The sequence below is a fragment of the Pseudomonas sp. R76 genome, from assembly GCF_009834565.1.
Taxonomy (GTDB): domain Bacteria; phylum Pseudomonadota; class Gammaproteobacteria; order Pseudomonadales; family Pseudomonadaceae; genus Aquipseudomonas.
Genome location: NZ_CP019428.1, coordinates 1,726,743 through 1,743,978, shown reverse-complemented (window position 1 = coordinate 1,743,978; position 17,236 = coordinate 1,726,743). Strand labels below are relative to the sequence as shown.

Here is a 17,236-nt window from a genome sequence, read left to right as displayed (position 1 = left end):
TCGAACTTCTTTTATTCCCGCCGCCTCCTACCTGATAAGCCCACTGCCCCGGCACGCCCATGGACCTTGTCATCGCCCGGCCCGAAGGCCTCTACTGCCCCGCCGGAGATTTCTATATCGACCCGTGGCGCCCGGTAGAGCGTTCGGTCATCACCCACGCCCACGGCGACCACGCCCGCACCGGCAACCAGCATTACCTGGCCGCCGCCCCCGGCGAAGGCATTCTGCGTTCGCGCCTGGGCCAGGACATCAACCTGCAAACCCTGGCGTACGGCGAACAACTCGTGCACCACGGCGTGACCCTGAGTTTTCACCCGGCCGGGCATGTGCTGGGCTCAGCCCAGGTGCGTTTGGAATACCAGGGCGAAGTCTGGGTCGCGTCCGGCGACTACAAAGTCGAGCCCGATGGCACCTGCGCGCCCTTCGAACCGGTGCGTTGCCACACCTTTATCACCGAATCCACCTTTGGCCTGCCGATCTACCGCTGGCAGCCCCAGGCGCAAATCTTCGCCGGCATCAATGACTGGTGGCAGGCCAATATCGCCGCCGGCAAGGCCAGCGTGTTGTTCTGTTATTCGTTCGGCAAGGCCCAACGCATCCTGCACGGCATTGACGCCAGCATCGGCCCGATCCTCAGCCACGGCGCCGTCGAACCGCTGAACCGCGTGTACCGCGAGGCCGGGGTCTACATCCCCGAAACCCTCTACGCCGGCGACTTCAAAAAGACCGACCCGCTGCTGCGCCAAGCCTTGATCATCGCGCCACCGTCGGCCGGTGGCAGCACCTGGATACGCCGCTTCGGTGAGTACAGCGACGCCTTTGCCAGCGGCTGGATGCGCCTGCGCGGCACACGGCGGCGGCGTGGTGTGGACCGAGGCTTTGTGCTCTCGGACCACGCCGATTGGCCGGGGCTGTTGTGGGCCATCGAGCAAACCGGTGCCGAGCGGGTGATGGTCACCCACGGCTCTGTCGGCGTTCTGGTGCGTCACCTGCGGGAAAAAGGCCTGGATGCCCAGGGATTCACCACCGAATACGGTGACGACGAAGAAGAGGCCACGGCATGAAAGCCTTCGCCGAGCTGTACGCCAACCTCGACGCCACCACCTCCAGCAACGCCAAGCTCGCCGCGCTGCAAGCCTACTTTCGCCAGGCCCCAGCAGAAGATGCGGCATGGGCGGTGTATTTCCTCTCCGGTGGGCGGCCGCGGCAACTGGTGCCGACGCGTTTGCTGCGCGACATGGCCACCGAAGCGTCGGGCATCGAACCCTGGTTGTTCGAAGAGAGTTACCAGTCGGTGGGTGACCTGGCCGAAACCATTTCCCTGCTGTTGCCAGAATCTTCCTACACCTCAGAAGACGGCTTGGCGGTGTGGCTGGAAGACAAACTCCTGCCCTTGCGCGGTTTGCCGCCGCTGGAACTGGCCGAACGCCTGCCCGCGTTATGGGCGCAACTGGATCAGCCGAGCCTGATGGTGTGCATCAAATTGATCACCGGCAGCTTTCGCGTGGGCGTGTCCAAATTACTGGTGACCCGCGCCCTTGCCGCCATGGCTGAGCTGGACAGCAAACGCGTGGCGCAGCGCTTGGTGGGTTACACCGACTTGTCGAACCGTCCTACGGCTGAGGGCTACCTCAAGCTGATCGCCGCCGAATCGTCTGACGAACATGCGCAACGCGGCGGGCAGCCTTATCCGTTTTTTCTCGCCCACGGGTTGGCGCAACCGGTGGAGCAATTCGACACCCTGCTCGGTTCGCTCGCCGACTGGCAGGTGGAATGGAAGTGGGACGGCATCCGCGCGCAACTGGTCAAGCGTGAAGGCCGGCTGTGGGTCTGGTCGCGTGGTGAAGAGCTGGTGACCGACCGTTTTCCTGAACTGCACCGCCTGGTCAGCGGCTTACCGGATGGCACGGTGATCGACGGCGAAATCGTGGTGTGGAAGGACTCGGTGCAACCTTTCGCCCTGTTGCAGCAGCGGATCGGCCGCAAGACCCTGAGCAAAAAAGTCCTCGAGGACGCGCCGGTCGCAGTCCTCGCCTATGACCTGCTGGAATACCAGGGCGACGACTGGCGCAACCACACCCAGGCTGAGCGCCGCGCCCAGCTTGAGCAGGTTATTGCGCAGTGCAACCAGGCGGTACTGTTGCCATCGCCCCTTCTTACAGGCACGAGTTGGGCCGACCTGGCCGAGCAACGCGAAGACTCTCGCCGCCTCGGCGTGGAAGGCATGATGCTCAAGGCCAAGGACGGCCTGTACGGCGTGGGCCGCACCAAGGACATGGGCGTGTGGTGGAAGTGGAAAGTCGACCCGTTCAGTGTCGATGCGGTGTTGATCTACGCCCAACGTGGCCATGGCCGGCGCGCCAGCCTGTATAGCGACTACACCTTTGCGGTGTGGGACGGCCCGCCCGGCACTGAGCGCACGTTGGTGCCGTTTGCCAAGGCTTATTCGGGGCTGACCGACGAAGAGATGCGCAAGGTTGACGCCATTGTGCGCAAAACCACGGTGGAGAAGTTCGGGCCGGTCAGCAGTGTTACGCCGAGCATGGTGTTTGAGTTGGGGTTTGAGGGGATTGCCCTGTCGAAGCGGCATAAGAGCGGGATTGCGGTGCGGTTTCCCAGGATGCTGCGGTGGCGGCAGGATAAGGCGGTGGATGAAGCCGATAACCTCGGGACCTTGCAGGACTTGTTGACCTGACATAAATCCCCCTGTGGGAGCGGGCTTGCTCGCGAAGGCGGTGGGTCAGTGACAGGTGAGTTGACTGACCCACCGTATTCGCGAGCAAGTCGAATCGTCGCACCGCCGCTCCCACATTTTGATTCGGGTTAAACCCCAAAATGGTGCACTGAAAAATCAATGCCCATTTTCGGGCATCTCCTACACTGACATCTCCCTAGTCCCACCTTTTAAAACAATCATTCGGAACTATGGTGCAGAAATTGCTACTTGTGATCCGTCTGACACCGTTCAGTAACAGTCCTAAACGCGCCACAAGCGCTTATCTTGGTTTCCAGGGATTACATAATGAAAAAAGCATTGCTGACCCTTTCTGCACTGGCTCTGTGCATGGCTGCTGGTGTTGCTACAGCCAAGGAATACAAGGAATTGCGTTTTGGTGTCGATCCTTCCTACGCGCCGTTCGAATCCAAGGCCGCCGATGGCAGCCTGGTGGGCTTCGATATCGACCTGGGCAATGCGATCTGCGCCGAGCTGAAGGTCAAGTGCAAGTGGGTCGAAAGTGACTTCGACGGCATGATTCCAGGCCTCAACGCCAACAAGTTCGACGGCGTGATTTCCTCGATGACCGTGACCGAAGCCCGTGAAAAGGCGATCGACTTCTCCAGCGAGCTGTTCTCCGGCCCGACCTCCCTGGTGTTCAAAAAAGGCGCGAACTTCTCCACGCCTGAGTCCCTCAAGGGCAAGAGCGTGGGCTACGAGCAAGGCACTATCCAGGAAGCCTACGCCAAGGCCGTGCTGGACAAGGCCGGTGTGACCACCAAGGCTTACGCCAACCAGGACCAGGTGTACGCTGACCTGACTTCCGGCCGTCTCGACGCGTCGGTGCAGGACATGCTGCAAGCCGAACTGGGCTTTTTGAAGTCGCCGGCAGGCGCTGACTACGAAGTCAGCAAGGCTATCGACGACCCATTGCTGCCGTCGAAAACTGCGGTCGGTATCAAAAAAGGTAACAAAGACCTCAAGGCCTTGCTCGATAAAGGTATCAAAGCGTTACACGATGATGGCACCTACGCCACCATCCAGAAGAAACACTTCGGCGATCTGAACCTGTACAGCGGTAAATAACACCCTGGCGCCCACCTGTTTCAGGTGGGCGCTTTTTTATCGCCATAGGTCCTGAATTCATGTTTGAAGATCTTTTGCAAACCCTGGGGCTGAGTGCCTTCAGTTTGAAGGGGTTCGGCCCGCTGTTGCTGCAAGGTACGTGGATGACCGTGAAACTGTCGGTCGCCTCCCTGGCCGTCAGCGTCCTGCTGGGCCTGCTCGGCGCCAGCGCGAAACTGTCCAGCGTCAGCCTGATCCGCATTCCCGCCCAGCTCTACACCACCTTGATTCGCGGCGTGCCCGACCTGGTGCTGATGTTGCTGATTTTCTACAGCCTGCAAATCTGGCTGACCGGTTTTACCGACTTTATGGAATGGGACTACATCGAGATCGACCCATTCAGCGCCGGGGTTATCACCCTGGGCTTTATCTACGGTGCCTATTTCACCGAAACCTTTCGTGGCGCGATCCTCGCGGTGCCGCGCGGCCAGCTGGAAGCGGCGACCGCCTACGGGCTCACGCGCGGGCAGCGCTTTCGCTTCGTGACCTTCCCGCAGATGATGCGCTTTGCCCTGCCAGGCATCGGCAACAACTGGATGGTGATGCTCAAGGCCACGGCGCTGGTGTCGATCATCGGCCTGGCGGACCTGGTCAAGGCCGCTCAAGACGCGGGCAAGAGCACCTACCAGCTGTTTTATTTCCTGGTTATCGCCGCGTTGATCTACCTGCTGATCACCAGCGCGTCCAACTTCGTCCTGCGCTGGCTTGAGCGCCGCTACTCCGCTGGGTCCCGGGAGGCCGTGCGATGATCGAACTTCTGCAGCAATACTGGCGGCCCTTCCTTTATAGCGACGGCCAGCACATCACCGGGCTGGCGATGACCATGTGGCTGCTCAGCGCAGCGCTGGTGATTGGCTTCGTGGTGTCGATCCCGCTGTCCATCGCCCGGGTTTCGCGCAAGCGCTCCATTCGCTGGCCGGTGCAGTTCTACACCTACCTGTTTCGTGGCACGCCGCTGTATATCCAGTTGCTGATTTGCTACACCGGGATCTACAGCATTGCGGCCGTGCGGGCGCAGCCGGTACTGGATGCGTTCTTTCGTGACGCGATGAACTGCACCATCCTCGCGTTCGCCCTGAACACCTGCGCCTACACCACCGAGATCTTCGCCGGGGCGATTCGCAGCATGGCCCATGGCGAAGTCGAAGCGGCCAAGGCCTACGGCTTAAGCGGCTGGAAGCTCTATGCCTACGTCATCATGCCGTCCGCCCTGCGCCGCTCGTTGCCGTACTACAGCAACGAAGTGATCCTGATGCTGCACTCGACCACGGTAGCCTTTACCGCGACGGTGCCGGATATTCTCAAGGTCGCCCGGGACGCCAACTCGGCCACCTACATGACCTTTCAATCCTTCGGCATCGCCGCGTTGATCTACCTGACCGTAACCTTTGCCCTGGTCGGTCTGTTTCGGTTGGCCGAGCGTCGCTGGCTGGCCTTCCTCGGGCCGAGTCACTAAGGAGTCGTGATGCGTCATCAGGTACATGATCTGATCGCGCCGGTGCCAGGCACGGCGCGGCAGATCCACAGTTTCCACTTCGGCCCGGAACAGGCCGAAGGCAAAATCTACATCCAGTCATCGCTGCATGCCGATGAACTGCCGGGCATGCTGGTGGCCTGGCACCTCAAGGTGCGCCTGGCTGAACTGGCGGCTGCCGGCAGGCTGCGCAGCGAAATCGTGTTGGTGCCGATCGCCAACCCGGTGGGCCTGGAACAGGTGTTGATGGACATTCCGCTGGGCCGCTACGAGCTGGAAAGCGGGCAGAACTTCAATCGCCTGTTTGTCGACCTCAGCGAAGACGTCGGCAATCAGGTTGAAGACTTTTTGGGCGATGACCCCAAGCACAACGTCGAGCTGATTCGCGACGCCTTGAGTCTGGCCCTCGCCGCCCAAACCGCCGACACCCAGCTGCAATCCCAGCGCCTGGTATTGCAACGCCTGGCCTGCGATGCCGACATGGTGCTCGACCTGCATTGCGACTTCGAAGCCGTGGCGCACCTGTACACCACGCCCGAGGCCTGGCCGCAGGTGGAACCGTTGGCGCGCTATATCGGCTCGGAAGCCAACCTGCTCGCCACCGATTCGGGTGGGCAATCCTTTGATGAGTGCTTCACGCTGGTGTGGTGGCAGTTGCAGCAACGCTTCGGCGAGCGCTTCCCGATCCCCATGGGCAGCTTCTCGGTGACCGTCGAGTTGCGCGGCCAAGGCGACGTCAATCATGGCCTGGCTAGCCTCGACTGCCAGGCGATCATCGACTACCTGACACACTTCGGCGCGATTGCCGGCGACGCGGCGCCACTGCCCGAGCTGCCCTACCCGGCCACCCCGCTGGCGGGCGTGGAACCGGTGACCACGCCGGTCGGCGGCCTGCTGGTGTTCAGCGTGCTGCCGGGGGAATACCTGGAAGCCGGGCAACTGATCGCCGAAATCATCGACCCCATTACTGACCGCGTAACGCCTGTGCACTGCCAAAAGGCCGGCCTGCTTTACGCCCGTTCGCTGCGGCGCATGGCCACTGCCGGGATGGTGATCAGCCATGTCGCCGGCACCGAGGCCTATCGCAGCGGCTACCTACTTTCGCCTTGAGGATGCACGCCCCATGTACAAATTGACGGTTGAAGGCCTGCATAAAAGCTATGGCGACAATGAAGTGCTCAAAGGTGTTTCGCTCAAGGCCAAGACCGGTGACGTGATCAGCCTGATCGGCGCCAGCGGTTCCGGCAAAAGTACCTTTTTGCGCTGCATCAACTTTCTGGAAACCCCCAACGACGGCGCGATGACCCTCGACGGCCAGCCGATCCGCATGGTCAGCGACCGCCACGGCATGCGCGTGGCCGACGACGCCGAACTGCAACGCCTGCGCACGCGGCTGGCGATGGTGTTTCAGCACTTCAACCTGTGGAGCCACATGAGCGTGCTGGAAAACATCACCATGGCCCCGCGCCGGGTGCTGGGTTGCAGCAAGAAGGACGCCGAAGACCGCGCCCGTCGCTACCTGGACAAGGTGGGCTTGCCGGCGCGCGTGGCCGATCAATACCCGGCGTTCCTCTCCGGCGGCCAGCAGCAACGGGTGGCCATCGCCCGAGCCCTGGCGATGGAGCCGGAGGTAATGCTGTTCGACGAGCCAACCTCGGCCCTCGACCCGGAGCTGGTCGGAGAAGTGTTGAAGGTGATCCAGGGGCTGGCCGAGGAAGGCCGCACCATGATCATGGTCACCCACGAGATGAGCTTTGCGCGCAAGGTGTCGAGCCAGGTGCTGTTCCTGCACAAGGGCCTGGTGGAAGAGCAAGGAAAGCCTGAGGACGTGCTGGGCAATCCGAAGAGCGAGCGCCTGCAGCAGTTCCTGAGCGGTAATTTGAAGTAAACCTTTGCGACGCCTGGAGGGTCTTTGAAAGAGAGCCTCCAGAGCGTCAGCCGCCGTATGGCAAAACCCCACGATTTCGCAAAACACTGGTTTGCCGCCAAGGGCTGGAAGCCGTTCGCCTTTCAGAAAGCGGTGTGGGCGGCGGTCAAGCAAGGCCACTCGGGCTTACTGCATGCCAGCACGGGCGCGGGTAAAACCTATGCGCTGTGGTTTGCCGCCCTCAATCGTTTCGCCATCACTCGCCCGCCCGCCACGGGTAAACGCAAGCCACCTGCTGAACCGCTGACAGTGCTGTGGATCACGCCCATGCGTGCACTTGCGGCCGACACTGCGCGCGCCCTAGAAGCGCCGCTTGCGGCGTTGCAGGTTCCCTGGAGCGTCGGCCTGCGCACCGGCGACACCAGCAGCAGTGAACGCGCGCGCCAGAGCCGCCGCCAGCCGACCGCGCTGGTCACCACGCCGGAAAGCCTGACATTGATGCTGGCGCGGGCTGACAGCGAGACGAGCCTGGCGCACGTGCGCATGGTGATCGTGGATGAGTGGCACGAACTGATCGGCAATAAGCGTGGCGTGCAGTTGCAACTGGCGTTGGCGCGCTTGCGGCGCTGGCACCCGGAACTGATGGTGTGGGGGATTTCGGCGACGCTGGGTAATCAGGCTCACGCGTTGGAAGTGTTGGTCCCACAAGGCGGCGGGATCAATGTGCAGGGGCAAACGGCCAAAGCGTTGCAGGTCGATACCTTGTTGCCGCCTACCACCGAGCGTTTTCCCTGGGCCGGGCATATTGGTTTGAAGATGTTGCCGCAGGTCGTCGCCGAAGTGCACTCCAGCAGCAGTTGCCTGGTGTTTACCAATACGCGCGCGCAGTCGGAAATCTGGTATCAGGCGTTGCTGGAGGCGCGCCCGGATTGGGCGGGCGTGATCGCCTTGCATCACGGCTCGCTGTCCCGCGAAACCCGCGACTGGGTGGAGCGCGCCTTGAAAGACGGCCAGCTCAAGGCGGTGGTGTGCACCTCCAGCCTGGATTTGGGCGTGGACTTCCTGCCGGTGGAGCGCGTGCTGCAAATCGGCTCGGCCAAAGGCGTGGCGCGCCTGATGCAACGCGCCGGGCGCTCCGGCCATGCGCCGGGGCGGCCGTCGCGGGTGACGCTGGTGCCGACCCATAGCCTGGAGCTGGTGGAGGCCGCCGCCGCCCAGGATGCGATTGCGCAGCGGCGCATTGAAGCTCGCGAATCGCCTTACAAGCCGCTGGATGTGCTCGTACAACATCTGGTGAGCATGGCCCTTGGCGGCGGGTTTACGCCCGACGCGCTGCTCGCGGAAGTACGCGGTGCGTGGGCTTATCGCGACCTCACGGACGCTGATTGGGCCTGGGCGCTGGGGTTTGTGCGCCATGGCGGGCTGTCGCTGACCGCCTACCCCGACTACCGCCGTGTGGAGCCCGATGAGCAAGGCGTCTGGCGCGTGCCGGATGCGCGCCTGGCGCGGCGCCATCGCATGAGCGTCGGCACCATCGTCAGCGATGCGAGTATCCAGCTGAAATTCTGGAGCAAGGGCGGCGGCGGCAAGAACCTGGGCAGTGTCGAAGAAGGTTTTATTGCGCGGCTCAAACCCGGCGACGGTTTCCTGTTTGCCGGGCGTTTACTGGAATTGGTGCGGGTAGAGAACATGACCGCCTATGTGCGCCGCAGCACCGCGAAAAAAGCCGCCGTGCCGCGCTGGAATGGCGGGCGCATGCCGCTTTCCAATGAGCTGGCCCAGGCTGTGGTCGAGCGTTTTGATGCGGCAGCGCACGGACACTTCGACGGCCCGGAAATGCGCGCAGTGCAACCTTTGCTGCAAACTCAGTTGCGCTGGTCAGGCCTGCCGACGCGCACGCATTTGCTGGCCGAAGCGCTGAAGTCGCGGGAGGGATGGCACCTGTTTCTTTACCCGTTTGCCGGGCGCCAGGTGCATCTGGGGCTGGCGAGTTTGCTGGCGTGGCGCGTCAGCCAAATGCAACCTGTGACCTTTTCGATTGCAGTGAATGATTACGGCCTGGAGCTGTTGAGTGCCACGCCGGTGGAGTGGCCCCTGTTGCTCAACGAAGCGCTGTTGAGTCCGGCCAACTTGCTGTTGGACGTGGCGCAGAGCCTGAATGCAGGTGAACTGGCCTTGCGCCGCTTTCGCGAAATCGCACGCATCGCCGGGCTGGTGTTTGCCGGTTATCCCGGCGCCCCCAAAAGCACACGCCAGGTGCAGGCTTCCAGCGGTTTGTTTTTTGAAGTGTTCAAGCAATACGACCCAGAGAACCTTTTGCTGACCCAGGCCGGGGAAGAAGTCCTGCGTGACGAGTTGGATATTCGTCGGTTGGAAGCGACATTGCTCCACCTGTCGGCGCTGAAACTGGACTTGCATGTGATTGAGCGAACGACGCCGCTGGCCTTCCCGCTGCTGGTTGAGCGGATGCGCGAGAGCATGAGTTCGGAGAAGCTCTCGGAACGCATTGCGCGGATGGTAAAGGACTTGGAAAAAGTCGCGGATAACGGGAAACGTTGATGGTGTGTTCGGTGACACTTGAGGGAGAAGAACTATGGCTGCTGGCGGAAAAGGCCATGTACTGGCCCGCGCGCCGGTGCCTGCTGATTGCCGATGCGCATTTTGGCAAGGCCTCGGCCTATCGCAGCCTGGGGCAACCGGTGCCGCAGGGCACCACCACCGAGAACTTGCAGCGTCTGGACCGCTTGTTATCGGCTCTGCCGTGCGCGCAGGTGATCTTTCTCGGCGACTTCCTGCATGGCCCCGGCTCGCACGCCAGCGGCACCCTGAGCGCCTTGAGGGCCTGGCGGGATCGCAATCGCGAGTTGGCCCTGACGTTGATTCGCGGCAACCATGATAAGCGCGCGGGCGACCCGCCTGCCGACCTAGGGATTGAGGTTGTCACCGAACCCTTGCTGATGGGCCCGTTTGCGCTGCAACACGAGCCGGAAGCGCACGCCAGCCACCATGTGCTGGCGGGGCATGTGCATCCGGTGTATCGGTTGCGCGGCAAGGGCCGGCAGAGTTTGCGCCTGCCCTGCTTTCAGCTTGGGCTGCGGGTCAGCCTGCTACCCGCATTTGGCGCCTTTACCGGTGGCTATGCGGTGGATCAGAAGGATGATCAGCGGATCTACGTGATCGGCGATGAGGATGTCTGGCCAGTCCAGTAAAGGTCCGGCCAGACGTGCTGACACACAACCGTCAAGCGACGGGTGCGGGTGGCGGCTCATCGGGAATTGTTGGCACACCGGGCTCGGTGGGCTGGGGGTAATCTTCGTCAGGTTGGCCAGGGATGCCGCCTGCATACGCAGGGTCGGCCATCAGGGACCAGGCCAAAACACCAATCTGGTTGGGTTCAAGCCGGGCGAGTTCGGCGCTGATTCGCGGGTCGATCTTCATAAAGTACTCCTCAAGCGTGGCTCGGCGCGTTTTGCACGCACCGAGGCAGTACACCCAATAGAGTCACTTCCCGCAGACTAATTCCCTTTACGTGTAAGACCTTTCGATCAAGCGCGTGGGAGTGTGACGCCGCGCTGGCCCTGATACTTGCCCGCGCGGTCTTTGTAGGACACTTCACAGGCCTCGTCGGACTGCAGGAACAGCATCTGTGCCACGCCTTCGTTGGCGTAGATCTTCGCCGGCAATGTGGTGGTGTTGGAGAACTCCAGGGTCACGTGACCTTCCCATTCCGGCTCAAGCGGCGTCACGTTGACGATAATGCCGCAACGCGCGTAGGTGCTTTTACCCAGGCAAATGGTCAGTACGTCGCGGGGAATGCGGAAAAACTCCACGGTGCGCGCCAGGGCGAAAGAGTTTGGCGGGATGATGCACACGTCGCTCTTGACGTCGACGAAGCTCTTTTCGTCGAAGTTTTTCGGGTCGACAATCGCCGAATTGATATTGGTGAACACCTTGAACTCATCGGCGCAACGCACGTCGTAGCCGTAGCTGGACACACCGTACGAAATCACACGCTCATCGCCTTCGCCACGAATCTGGCGTTCAACGAACGGTTCGATCATGCCGTGTTCTTGCGCCATGCGGCGAATCCACTTGTCCGATTTGATGCTCATGGCGGGTGTCCTGAATAGCGAGGTGGAAAAATTCTGTTGGGCATCTTACCGGGGCCGGCCGTGGGGTTCAAAGGGCGCGGGGCTTTTCTTGACGAATGCACTGGCTGCTATAAGCCGCAGCCAGCGGGGCCGGGACTCATAGTGCAGCCGGCAGTGACTGTAAATACCACCGCCAGTCACGAAAATAGAGAAACCTTCGGAAATACCATTGGCACGTTCCGCAAAAAGGGTTAAGGTGGCGCCACTGTGCTGCTTGTGTCACTGAGAATCTCTACACGATATGTTGAATTTCGATCCAACCATCTCCAAGAATTTTTCCTGCTCTTTGCACTCAGTCTCGGCCAGGGCTTTTCCTGAGTCGCAGTTAACTTTGTCCAAGGAGATACACCATGTCTAATCGCCAAACTGGTACCGTTAAGTGGTTCAACGATGAAAAAGGCTTCGGCTTCATCACTCCACAATCCGGTGACGACCTGTTCGTTCACTTCAAAGCTATCCAATCCGACGGCTTCAAAAGCCTGAAAGAAGGCCAACAGGTTTCTTTCATCGCTACCCGCGGTCAGAAAGGCATGCAAGCTGAAGAAGTTCAAGTTATCTAACTTGTACTGACTTAGTCGAAAAAACCCCGCCCTTAAAAGCGGGGTTTTTTTATGCCTGATCGTTCCCACGCTCTGCGTGGGAATGCCTCGTGTGACGCTCTGCGTCACGCCGGGGGACGCAGAGCGTCCTTGGCTGTACTCGCACGCAGCGCGTGGGAACGATCAGCGCACAGCAAAACGCCCGGTGCACTCCCATGCACCGGGCGTTTTCATAGCTGCGTATAAGCCGTTACTGGAACAACGACTCGCTCGACAAGCCATTCTTCTCAAGGATCTCACGCAAGCGCTTGAGGCCCTCTACCTGGATCTGCCGCACCCGTTCACGGGTCAGGCCGATCTCCAGGCCTACATCCTCCAGCGTGCTGCTCTCATGGCCACGCAGGCCGAAGCGGCGAATCACCACTTCACGCTGCTTGTCCGTAAGCTCAGACAGCCACTGGTCAATGCTTTGGGAAAGATCATCGTCCTGCAACAGCTCACAAGGATCCGTCGGACGATCATCCGTCAGGGTGTCCAGCAGGGTTTTATCCGAATCCGGACCCAGCGAGACATCGACCGAAGACACGCGCTCGTTCAGGCCGAGCATACGTTTTACCTCCCCTACCGGTTTCTCCAGCAGGTTGGCAATTTCTTCAGGCGAGGGTTCATGATCGAGTTTTTGGGTCAGCTCACGCGCCGCCCGCAGGTAGACGTTGAGCTCCTTGACCACATGGATCGGCAACCGGATCGTGCGGGTCTGATTCATGATCGCCCGTTCGATGGTCTGGCGAATCCACCAGGTGGCATAGGTTGAGAAGCGAAAGCCGCGCTCAGGGTCGAACTTCTCCACCGCCCGGATCAAGCCCAGGTTGCCCTCCTCGATCAGGTCCAACAGCGACAGGCCACGATTGACGTAGCGGCGGGCGATTTTCACCACCAGTCGCAGGTTGCTTTCAATCATGCGCTTGCGCCCAGCCGGATCGCCCTTTTGCGACAAACGCGCAAAATGGACTTCTTCTTCGGGAGTGAGCAGAGGGGAAAAGCCGATTTCATTGAGGTACAGCTGCGTGGCGTCGAGCGCCCGCGTGTAGTCAATGTACTTGTGTTGCTTTAACGCGGTGGAGTTCTTGGATTTGGTGCGAACTGAAGGTGCAACAGACCCCTCATCATTCGACATCGATTCCTTTTCGGTGAGAATCTCCATTTCAAGGAGAACCTCATCGTCGATGTCAAACTCCGGCGCTTCTTTACTGAGAGCCATTGTTATAGTCCTTTGGTGAGTTCGACCTCAAGCTCAAGCGACGCCTTTATCCTTGGCAACGCTGGAGCCTGTTCCTTCTACGTGAGGGAACAGGCTGTGCAACACATCAACGACGGGGTAGGAATTGCAGCGGATCTACAGGCTTCCCTTGACGGCGAATCTCAAAGTGCAGTTTCACCCGGTCCGTACCCGTTGACCCCATTTCGGCAATTGTCTGTCCGACTTTGACCTGCTGCCCCTCCCGAACCAACAACCTGCGGTTATGACCGTAGGCACTGACGTAGGTATCGCTGTGTTTGATGATGACCAGCTCGCCGTAGCCCCGTAAACCACTCCCGGCGTACACCACTGTCCCATCAGACGCAGCTAAAACAGGCTGTCCCAAATCCCCGGCGATATCAATGCCTTTATTCAAACTACCGTTTGAAGAGAATTTTCCAATTAATACTCCGTTTGAAGGCCATCCCCAACCGGTCGGCGCAGGCCCTGCAGGCGGCAGCGGCGCGGGTGCCGGCTTGCTCGCAACCGTAGGCGTGGCGCTGCCTGCAGGCCGAGTGATGATCGTGGTTCTGCTCGAGGAGGAAGGCGAAGATCCGGAATTTGTCACAACTGCCGTAGGCGCAGAACCGGTGCGCCCATCGAAACGAATGGTTTGCCCCGGATGTATCGTGTACGGCACAGGAATATTGTTACGCGCTGCCAGCGCCTTGTAATCCCAGCCGTAGCGGAAAGCGATCGAGAACATCGTGTCCCCCTTTCGCACTACATATTGCCCGGTGGTGACCGTCGGTTTTTGCGGCACGGCGCTGGCCTTACTTCGGTCGACAACCCGCGCGCCACTGGAGGGAGAGCTGGAGCAACCCGCCAATAAGGAACTCAAGACAAGGCCAAGCACCAGTCGCTGAAAGCTTGTTTTACTCATACGCTGCGCAAGACCTGTGAGACTCACCCGCCGCTCCCTTTGTGGTGGCTGAACATGAACGCCTGTATCAGGCCTGAAATATGACGCAAGTATAACTGGGCATTGGACTTTTACCGGCACACGACTGAAACGAAAAATTCATCATGTTTAAGGCCGGCGTCTATTCATGTTGACTCAATAAGCCCCGCTGTAAGACACATCCCCACCCACAGAATTCACTGTGTGCGAACAAATGATCAGGCCAGCGGGCCATTAAGCAAGGGCACGAAGCGTACGGCGCCCAGCACATGCCGCGAAAAGCCTTCGTCCTCACGGATAATGAGCATCAATTGTTGCACTTCGCCGGAGCCCACCGGGATAACCAGCCGCCCGCCAGGCGCCAGTTGATCGAGCAACGCTTGTGGTACGTCGGTCGCAACGGCCGTGACGATGATCCCGTTATACGGCGCCAGCGCTGGCCAGCCTTCCCAGCCATCGCCCCAACGGAACACCACGTTGCGCAGGTTCAACTCCACCAGGCGCTCTTTGGCACGATCTTGCAGGACCTTGATGCGCTCCACCGAGAACACCCGCTCCACCAGTTGCGACAGCACGGCGGTCTGATAACCCGACCCGGTGCCGATCTCCAGCACCTTGTCCAAAGGCCCCGCCGCCAGCAGCAGCTCACTCATGCGCGCGACCATATAAGGCTGCGAGATGGTCTGGTTATGGCCGATGGGCAATGCGGTGTCTTCATAGGCGCGGTGCGCCAGCGCTTCATCGACGAACAGGTGGCGTGGTGTGCGCCGGATGACTTCCAGCACCTGAGCGTTGGACAGGCCTTCTTCATACAGACGCTGAATCAAACGCTCGCGGGTACGCTGGGAGGTCATCCCGATGCCACGGCGCAGCAGGTCGTCTTGTTCACGCGCCATCAACGCAGCCCCTCGAGCCAGCCATCGAGACTACTGAAGGCATCACTGAAGGTGCGATCAAGCTGCAACGGGGTAATCGAAACATAACCTTGCATCACCGCATGAAAGTCAGTGCCAGGGCCGCCATCTTCGGCGTCGCCCGCCGCCGCAATCCAATAACCTTCCTTGCCACGCGGGTCGACCACCTTTAATGGCGCCGCCGCACGGGCACGATGGCCCAGGCGCGTCAGCTGGATGCCGCGAATATGGTCCAGCGGCAAGTTGGGAATGTTCACGTTGAGCACGGTACGCGGCGGCAAGTCCAGGGAACCATGGGCCTCTACCAGCTTGCGCGCGAAATACGCCGCCGTCGCCAGGTTATCCAGTTGCCGCGAGGCAAACGAAAAAGCAAACGAGGTACGCCCCAGAAAACGGCCTTCAAGGGCCGCCGCCACGGTGCCGGAATACAACACGTCATCGCCCAGGTTGGCGCCCAGGTTGATGCCCGACACCACCAGGTCCGGCTCCTGGTCCAACAAGCTGTTGATCGCCAGGTGCACGCAATCGGTGGGGGTGCCGTTCACGCTGATAAAGCCATTGGCCAGAACCTGCGGGTGCAACGGACGGTCGAGCGTCAGCGAACTGCTGGCGCCGCTCTTGTCCTGGTCTGGGGCAACCACCACGCACTCGGCATAATCTTCCAGCGCAGCATAAAGCGCGGCAAGGCCAGGTGCGGTGGCACCGTCATCGTTTGATATCAGAATACGCATGGGTTGTCCGTCTGCCCCACCGGCACCAGATCAACAAGCTCGCGCACCAACACAGTGGCGAAGCATCCGGCCGGCAGGACGAATTCCAATTGCAGAATGTCCAGCGAGGGATAATGCCACGTCAACCCGCCAATGGGCAGTCGCAGAATGCGCCGTTCCTGGCTCATGCCGGCATTCACCAGCCAATCGCGCAGGTCGGCTTCGCTGGCGGCGACGGCTTGCTCCAGCGCGTGGGTTGCACCGGTGGCGGGCGAATCGCCCTCGCCCCACTGCGGCCCGGTGGGGTGCAGGTCCAGTATGGCCAGGCGCGGGTCGCTGCATTCAGCCTCCCCCGCGGGGAAGAAACTGCGGCTGTCGGTGAACGCCAACAGGTCGCCGACCTGGGCGCGCTGCCAGGAACCGTCTGCCACACGCGCCGCCAAGACTTTGTTGAACAAAAAGCTACGCGCGGTGGACAGCAGTCGCGAACGCACATTGCGCTGCTCCGGCAAGGCCTTGCGCGCTGCCCATTCACGCGCGTCCACCACGTTGCCACCGTTATGGCCGAAACGCTGCGCGCCGAAGTAATTGGGGATGCCATGCTGGGCAATCAGTTGCAACCGCGCGTCGATGGCAGCGGTGTCGCCGGCCAATTGGGTCAGGCGCAAGGTAAAACCGTTGGCTGAGTGCGCGCCGCGCTGCAGCTTACGCTTGTGACGGGCCATTTTGAGGATCTTGAGGGTGTCGTTTTCCGCACCGCTCATGTCCGGGTCGGCCTTGCCCGGCAGTTGTATGCTGAACCACTGGCGGGTCAACGCCTGGCGGTCCTTGAGCCCGGCATAACTGACGGTGCGCAACGGCACGCCGGCGGCCTTGGCGATACGCCGCGCGGCTTCTTCGGTATTCAGGCCACGCTTCTCTACCCATAACCACAGGTGCTCGCCGTCGCCGGTCAGCGGGATATCCAGCACTTCGTCGACCTGGAAATCTTCAGCCGTCGCTTTCAGGACCGCGCTGCCCAAGGCCTCGCCATAGGCCCGTGGGCCCAACAGTTGCAGGTCATTCATGCGCGCAGCAACAAGGCAACGGAGTGCACCGCGATGCCCTCTTCCCGGCCGGTAAACCCGAGCTTTTCGGTGGTGGTGGCTTTCACGTTGACTTGATCCAGTTCAATTTGCAGATCTGCGGCAATCAGTGCGCGCATCGATTCAATGTGCGGAGCCATTTTCGGCGCCTGGGCCACGATGGTGTTGTCGACGTTGCCGACCTTCCAGCCTTTGGCGTGGATCAGGCCAACCACATGGCGCAGCAACACACGGCTGTCCGCGCCCTTGAACGTAGGGTCGGTGTCCGGAAAGTGTTTGCCGATATCGCCCAACGCCGCCGCGCCGAGCAACGCATCGCTCAAGGCATGCAACACAACGTCGCCGTCGGAATGAGCCAGCAACCCATGGTGGTGTGCAATGCGCACGCCGCCCAAGGTGATGAAATCGCCTTCGGCGAAACGGTGCACATCATAGCCGTGGCCAATACGCATAA

General features: G+C 60.8%; 18 protein-coding genes. 10 read left to right on the top strand and 8 right to left on the bottom strand.

The genetic code is table 11. The features are described 5' to 3' along the window. Window positions 1–59: 59 nt before the first annotated feature. From PspR76_RS07895 to pdeM, 9 genes are all read left to right on the top strand, one after another. The gene (locus tag PspR76_RS07895; protein WP_159954684.1) at window positions 60–1,064 is read left to right on the top strand and encodes a ligase-associated DNA damage response exonuclease; all 1,005 of its coding nucleotides are present in this window, start codon (window positions 60–62) and stop codon (window positions 1,062–1,064) included. Next, window positions 1,061–2,695, top strand: coding sequence for an ATP-dependent DNA ligase (locus tag PspR76_RS07890; protein ID WP_159954683.1), 1,635 nt, complete (start codon window positions 1,061–1,063; stop codon window positions 2,693–2,695). Before PspR76_RS07895 ends, PspR76_RS07890 begins: the two co-directional genes overlap by 4 nt. Window positions 2,696–3,022: 327 nt before the next feature. Next, on the top strand, window positions 3,023–3,802 hold the full coding sequence (locus tag PspR76_RS07885) for a transporter substrate-binding domain-containing protein (protein ID WP_159954682.1): 780 nt from the start codon (window positions 3,023–3,025) through the stop codon (window positions 3,800–3,802). 59 nt (window positions 3,803–3,861) lie between these two features. After that, window positions 3,862–4,590: an ABC transporter permease gene (locus tag PspR76_RS07880; RefSeq protein WP_159954681.1), complete on the top strand. Its 729-nt coding sequence runs from the start codon at window positions 3,862–3,864 to the stop codon at window positions 4,588–4,590. After that, a complete protein-coding gene (locus PspR76_RS07875) occupies window positions 4,587–5,297 on the top strand; it encodes an ABC transporter permease (protein ID WP_159954680.1) in 711 nt (236 codons plus the stop codon). The genes PspR76_RS07880 and PspR76_RS07875 overlap by 4 nt, the downstream gene beginning before the upstream one ends. Before the next feature lie 9 nt (window positions 5,298–5,306). Continuing rightward, entirely contained in the window at window positions 5,307–6,425 is a 1,119-nt protein-coding gene (locus PspR76_RS07870) for a succinylglutamate desuccinylase/aspartoacylase family protein (RefSeq protein ID WP_159954679.1), read from the top strand. A gap of 13 nt (window positions 6,426–6,438) precedes the next feature. Further along, window positions 6,439–7,203: an ABC transporter ATP-binding protein gene (locus PspR76_RS07865; RefSeq protein ID WP_159954678.1), complete on the top strand. Its 765-nt coding sequence runs from the start codon at window positions 6,439–6,441 to the stop codon at window positions 7,201–7,203. A 57-nt stretch (window positions 7,204–7,260) separates the two neighbouring features. Beyond that, on the top strand, window positions 7,261–9,741 hold the full coding sequence (locus PspR76_RS07860; RefSeq protein ID WP_159961359.1) for a ligase-associated DNA damage response DEXH box helicase: 2,481 nt from the start codon (window positions 7,261–7,263) through the stop codon (window positions 9,739–9,741). Then, the gene (gene pdeM / locus PspR76_RS07855; RefSeq protein ID WP_159954677.1) at window positions 9,741–10,391 is read left to right on the top strand and encodes a ligase-associated DNA damage response endonuclease PdeM; all 651 of its coding nucleotides are present in this window, start codon (window positions 9,741–9,743) and stop codon (window positions 10,389–10,391) included. The genes PspR76_RS07860 and pdeM overlap by 1 nt, the downstream gene beginning before the upstream one ends. A 31-nt stretch (window positions 10,392–10,422) precedes the next feature. Here pdeM and PspR76_RS07850 read toward each other — a convergent pair whose 3' ends face one another. Beyond that, window positions 10,423–10,620 carry a hypothetical protein gene (locus PspR76_RS07850; protein WP_083359791.1) on the bottom strand — a complete coding sequence of 66 codons (198 nt, stop codon included), beginning with the start codon at window positions 10,618–10,620 and terminating at the stop codon, window positions 10,423–10,425. A 107-nt stretch (window positions 10,621–10,727) separates the two neighbouring features. Next, window positions 10,728–11,294: a dCTP deaminase gene (dcd, locus tag PspR76_RS07845; protein ID WP_003189215.1), complete on the bottom strand. Its 567-nt coding sequence runs from the start codon at window positions 11,292–11,294 to the stop codon at window positions 10,728–10,730. Window positions 11,295–11,683: 389 nt separating this feature from the next. Here dcd and PspR76_RS07840 point away from each other — a divergent pair, with 389 nt between their 5' ends. Continuing rightward, entirely contained in the window at window positions 11,684–11,893 is a 210-nt protein-coding gene (locus PspR76_RS07840; RefSeq protein WP_002554837.1) for a cold-shock protein, read from the top strand. Between the two features lie 229 nt (window positions 11,894–12,122). Here PspR76_RS07840 and rpoS read toward each other — a convergent pair whose 3' ends face one another. The 6 genes from rpoS to ispF form a co-directional block, all read right to left on the bottom strand. Further along, window positions 12,123–13,133 (bottom strand): RNA polymerase sigma factor RpoS, encoded by a 1,011-nt coding sequence (rpoS, locus tag PspR76_RS07835; protein WP_159954676.1) that lies wholly within the window; start codon window positions 13,131–13,133, stop codon window positions 12,123–12,125. Between the two features lie 106 nt (window positions 13,134–13,239). Next, the gene (locus tag PspR76_RS07830) at window positions 13,240–14,082 is read right to left on the bottom strand and encodes a peptidoglycan DD-metalloendopeptidase family protein (RefSeq protein WP_159954675.1); all 843 of its coding nucleotides are present in this window, start codon (window positions 14,080–14,082) and stop codon (window positions 13,240–13,242) included. Between the two features lie 209 nt (window positions 14,083–14,291). Beyond that, window positions 14,292–14,927: a protein-L-isoaspartate(D-aspartate) O-methyltransferase gene (locus PspR76_RS07825; protein ID WP_169850588.1), complete on the bottom strand. Its 636-nt coding sequence runs from the start codon at window positions 14,925–14,927 to the stop codon at window positions 14,292–14,294. Window positions 14,928–14,968: 41 nt separating this feature from the next. Further along, a complete protein-coding gene (gene surE, locus PspR76_RS07820) occupies window positions 14,969–15,718 on the bottom strand; it encodes a 5'/3'-nucleotidase SurE (protein WP_159954674.1) in 750 nt (249 codons plus the stop codon). Next, the gene (gene truD, locus PspR76_RS07815) at window positions 15,706–16,764 is read right to left on the bottom strand and encodes a tRNA pseudouridine(13) synthase TruD (RefSeq protein WP_159954673.1); all 1,059 of its coding nucleotides are present in this window, start codon (window positions 16,762–16,764) and stop codon (window positions 15,706–15,708) included. Before truD ends, surE begins: the two co-directional genes overlap by 13 nt. Then, window positions 16,761–17,234, bottom strand: coding sequence for a 2-C-methyl-D-erythritol 2,4-cyclodiphosphate synthase (ispF, locus tag PspR76_RS07810; protein ID WP_012722614.1), 474 nt, complete (start codon window positions 17,232–17,234; stop codon window positions 16,761–16,763). Before ispF ends, truD begins: the two co-directional genes overlap by 4 nt. Window positions 17,235–17,236: the final 2 nt, after the last annotated feature.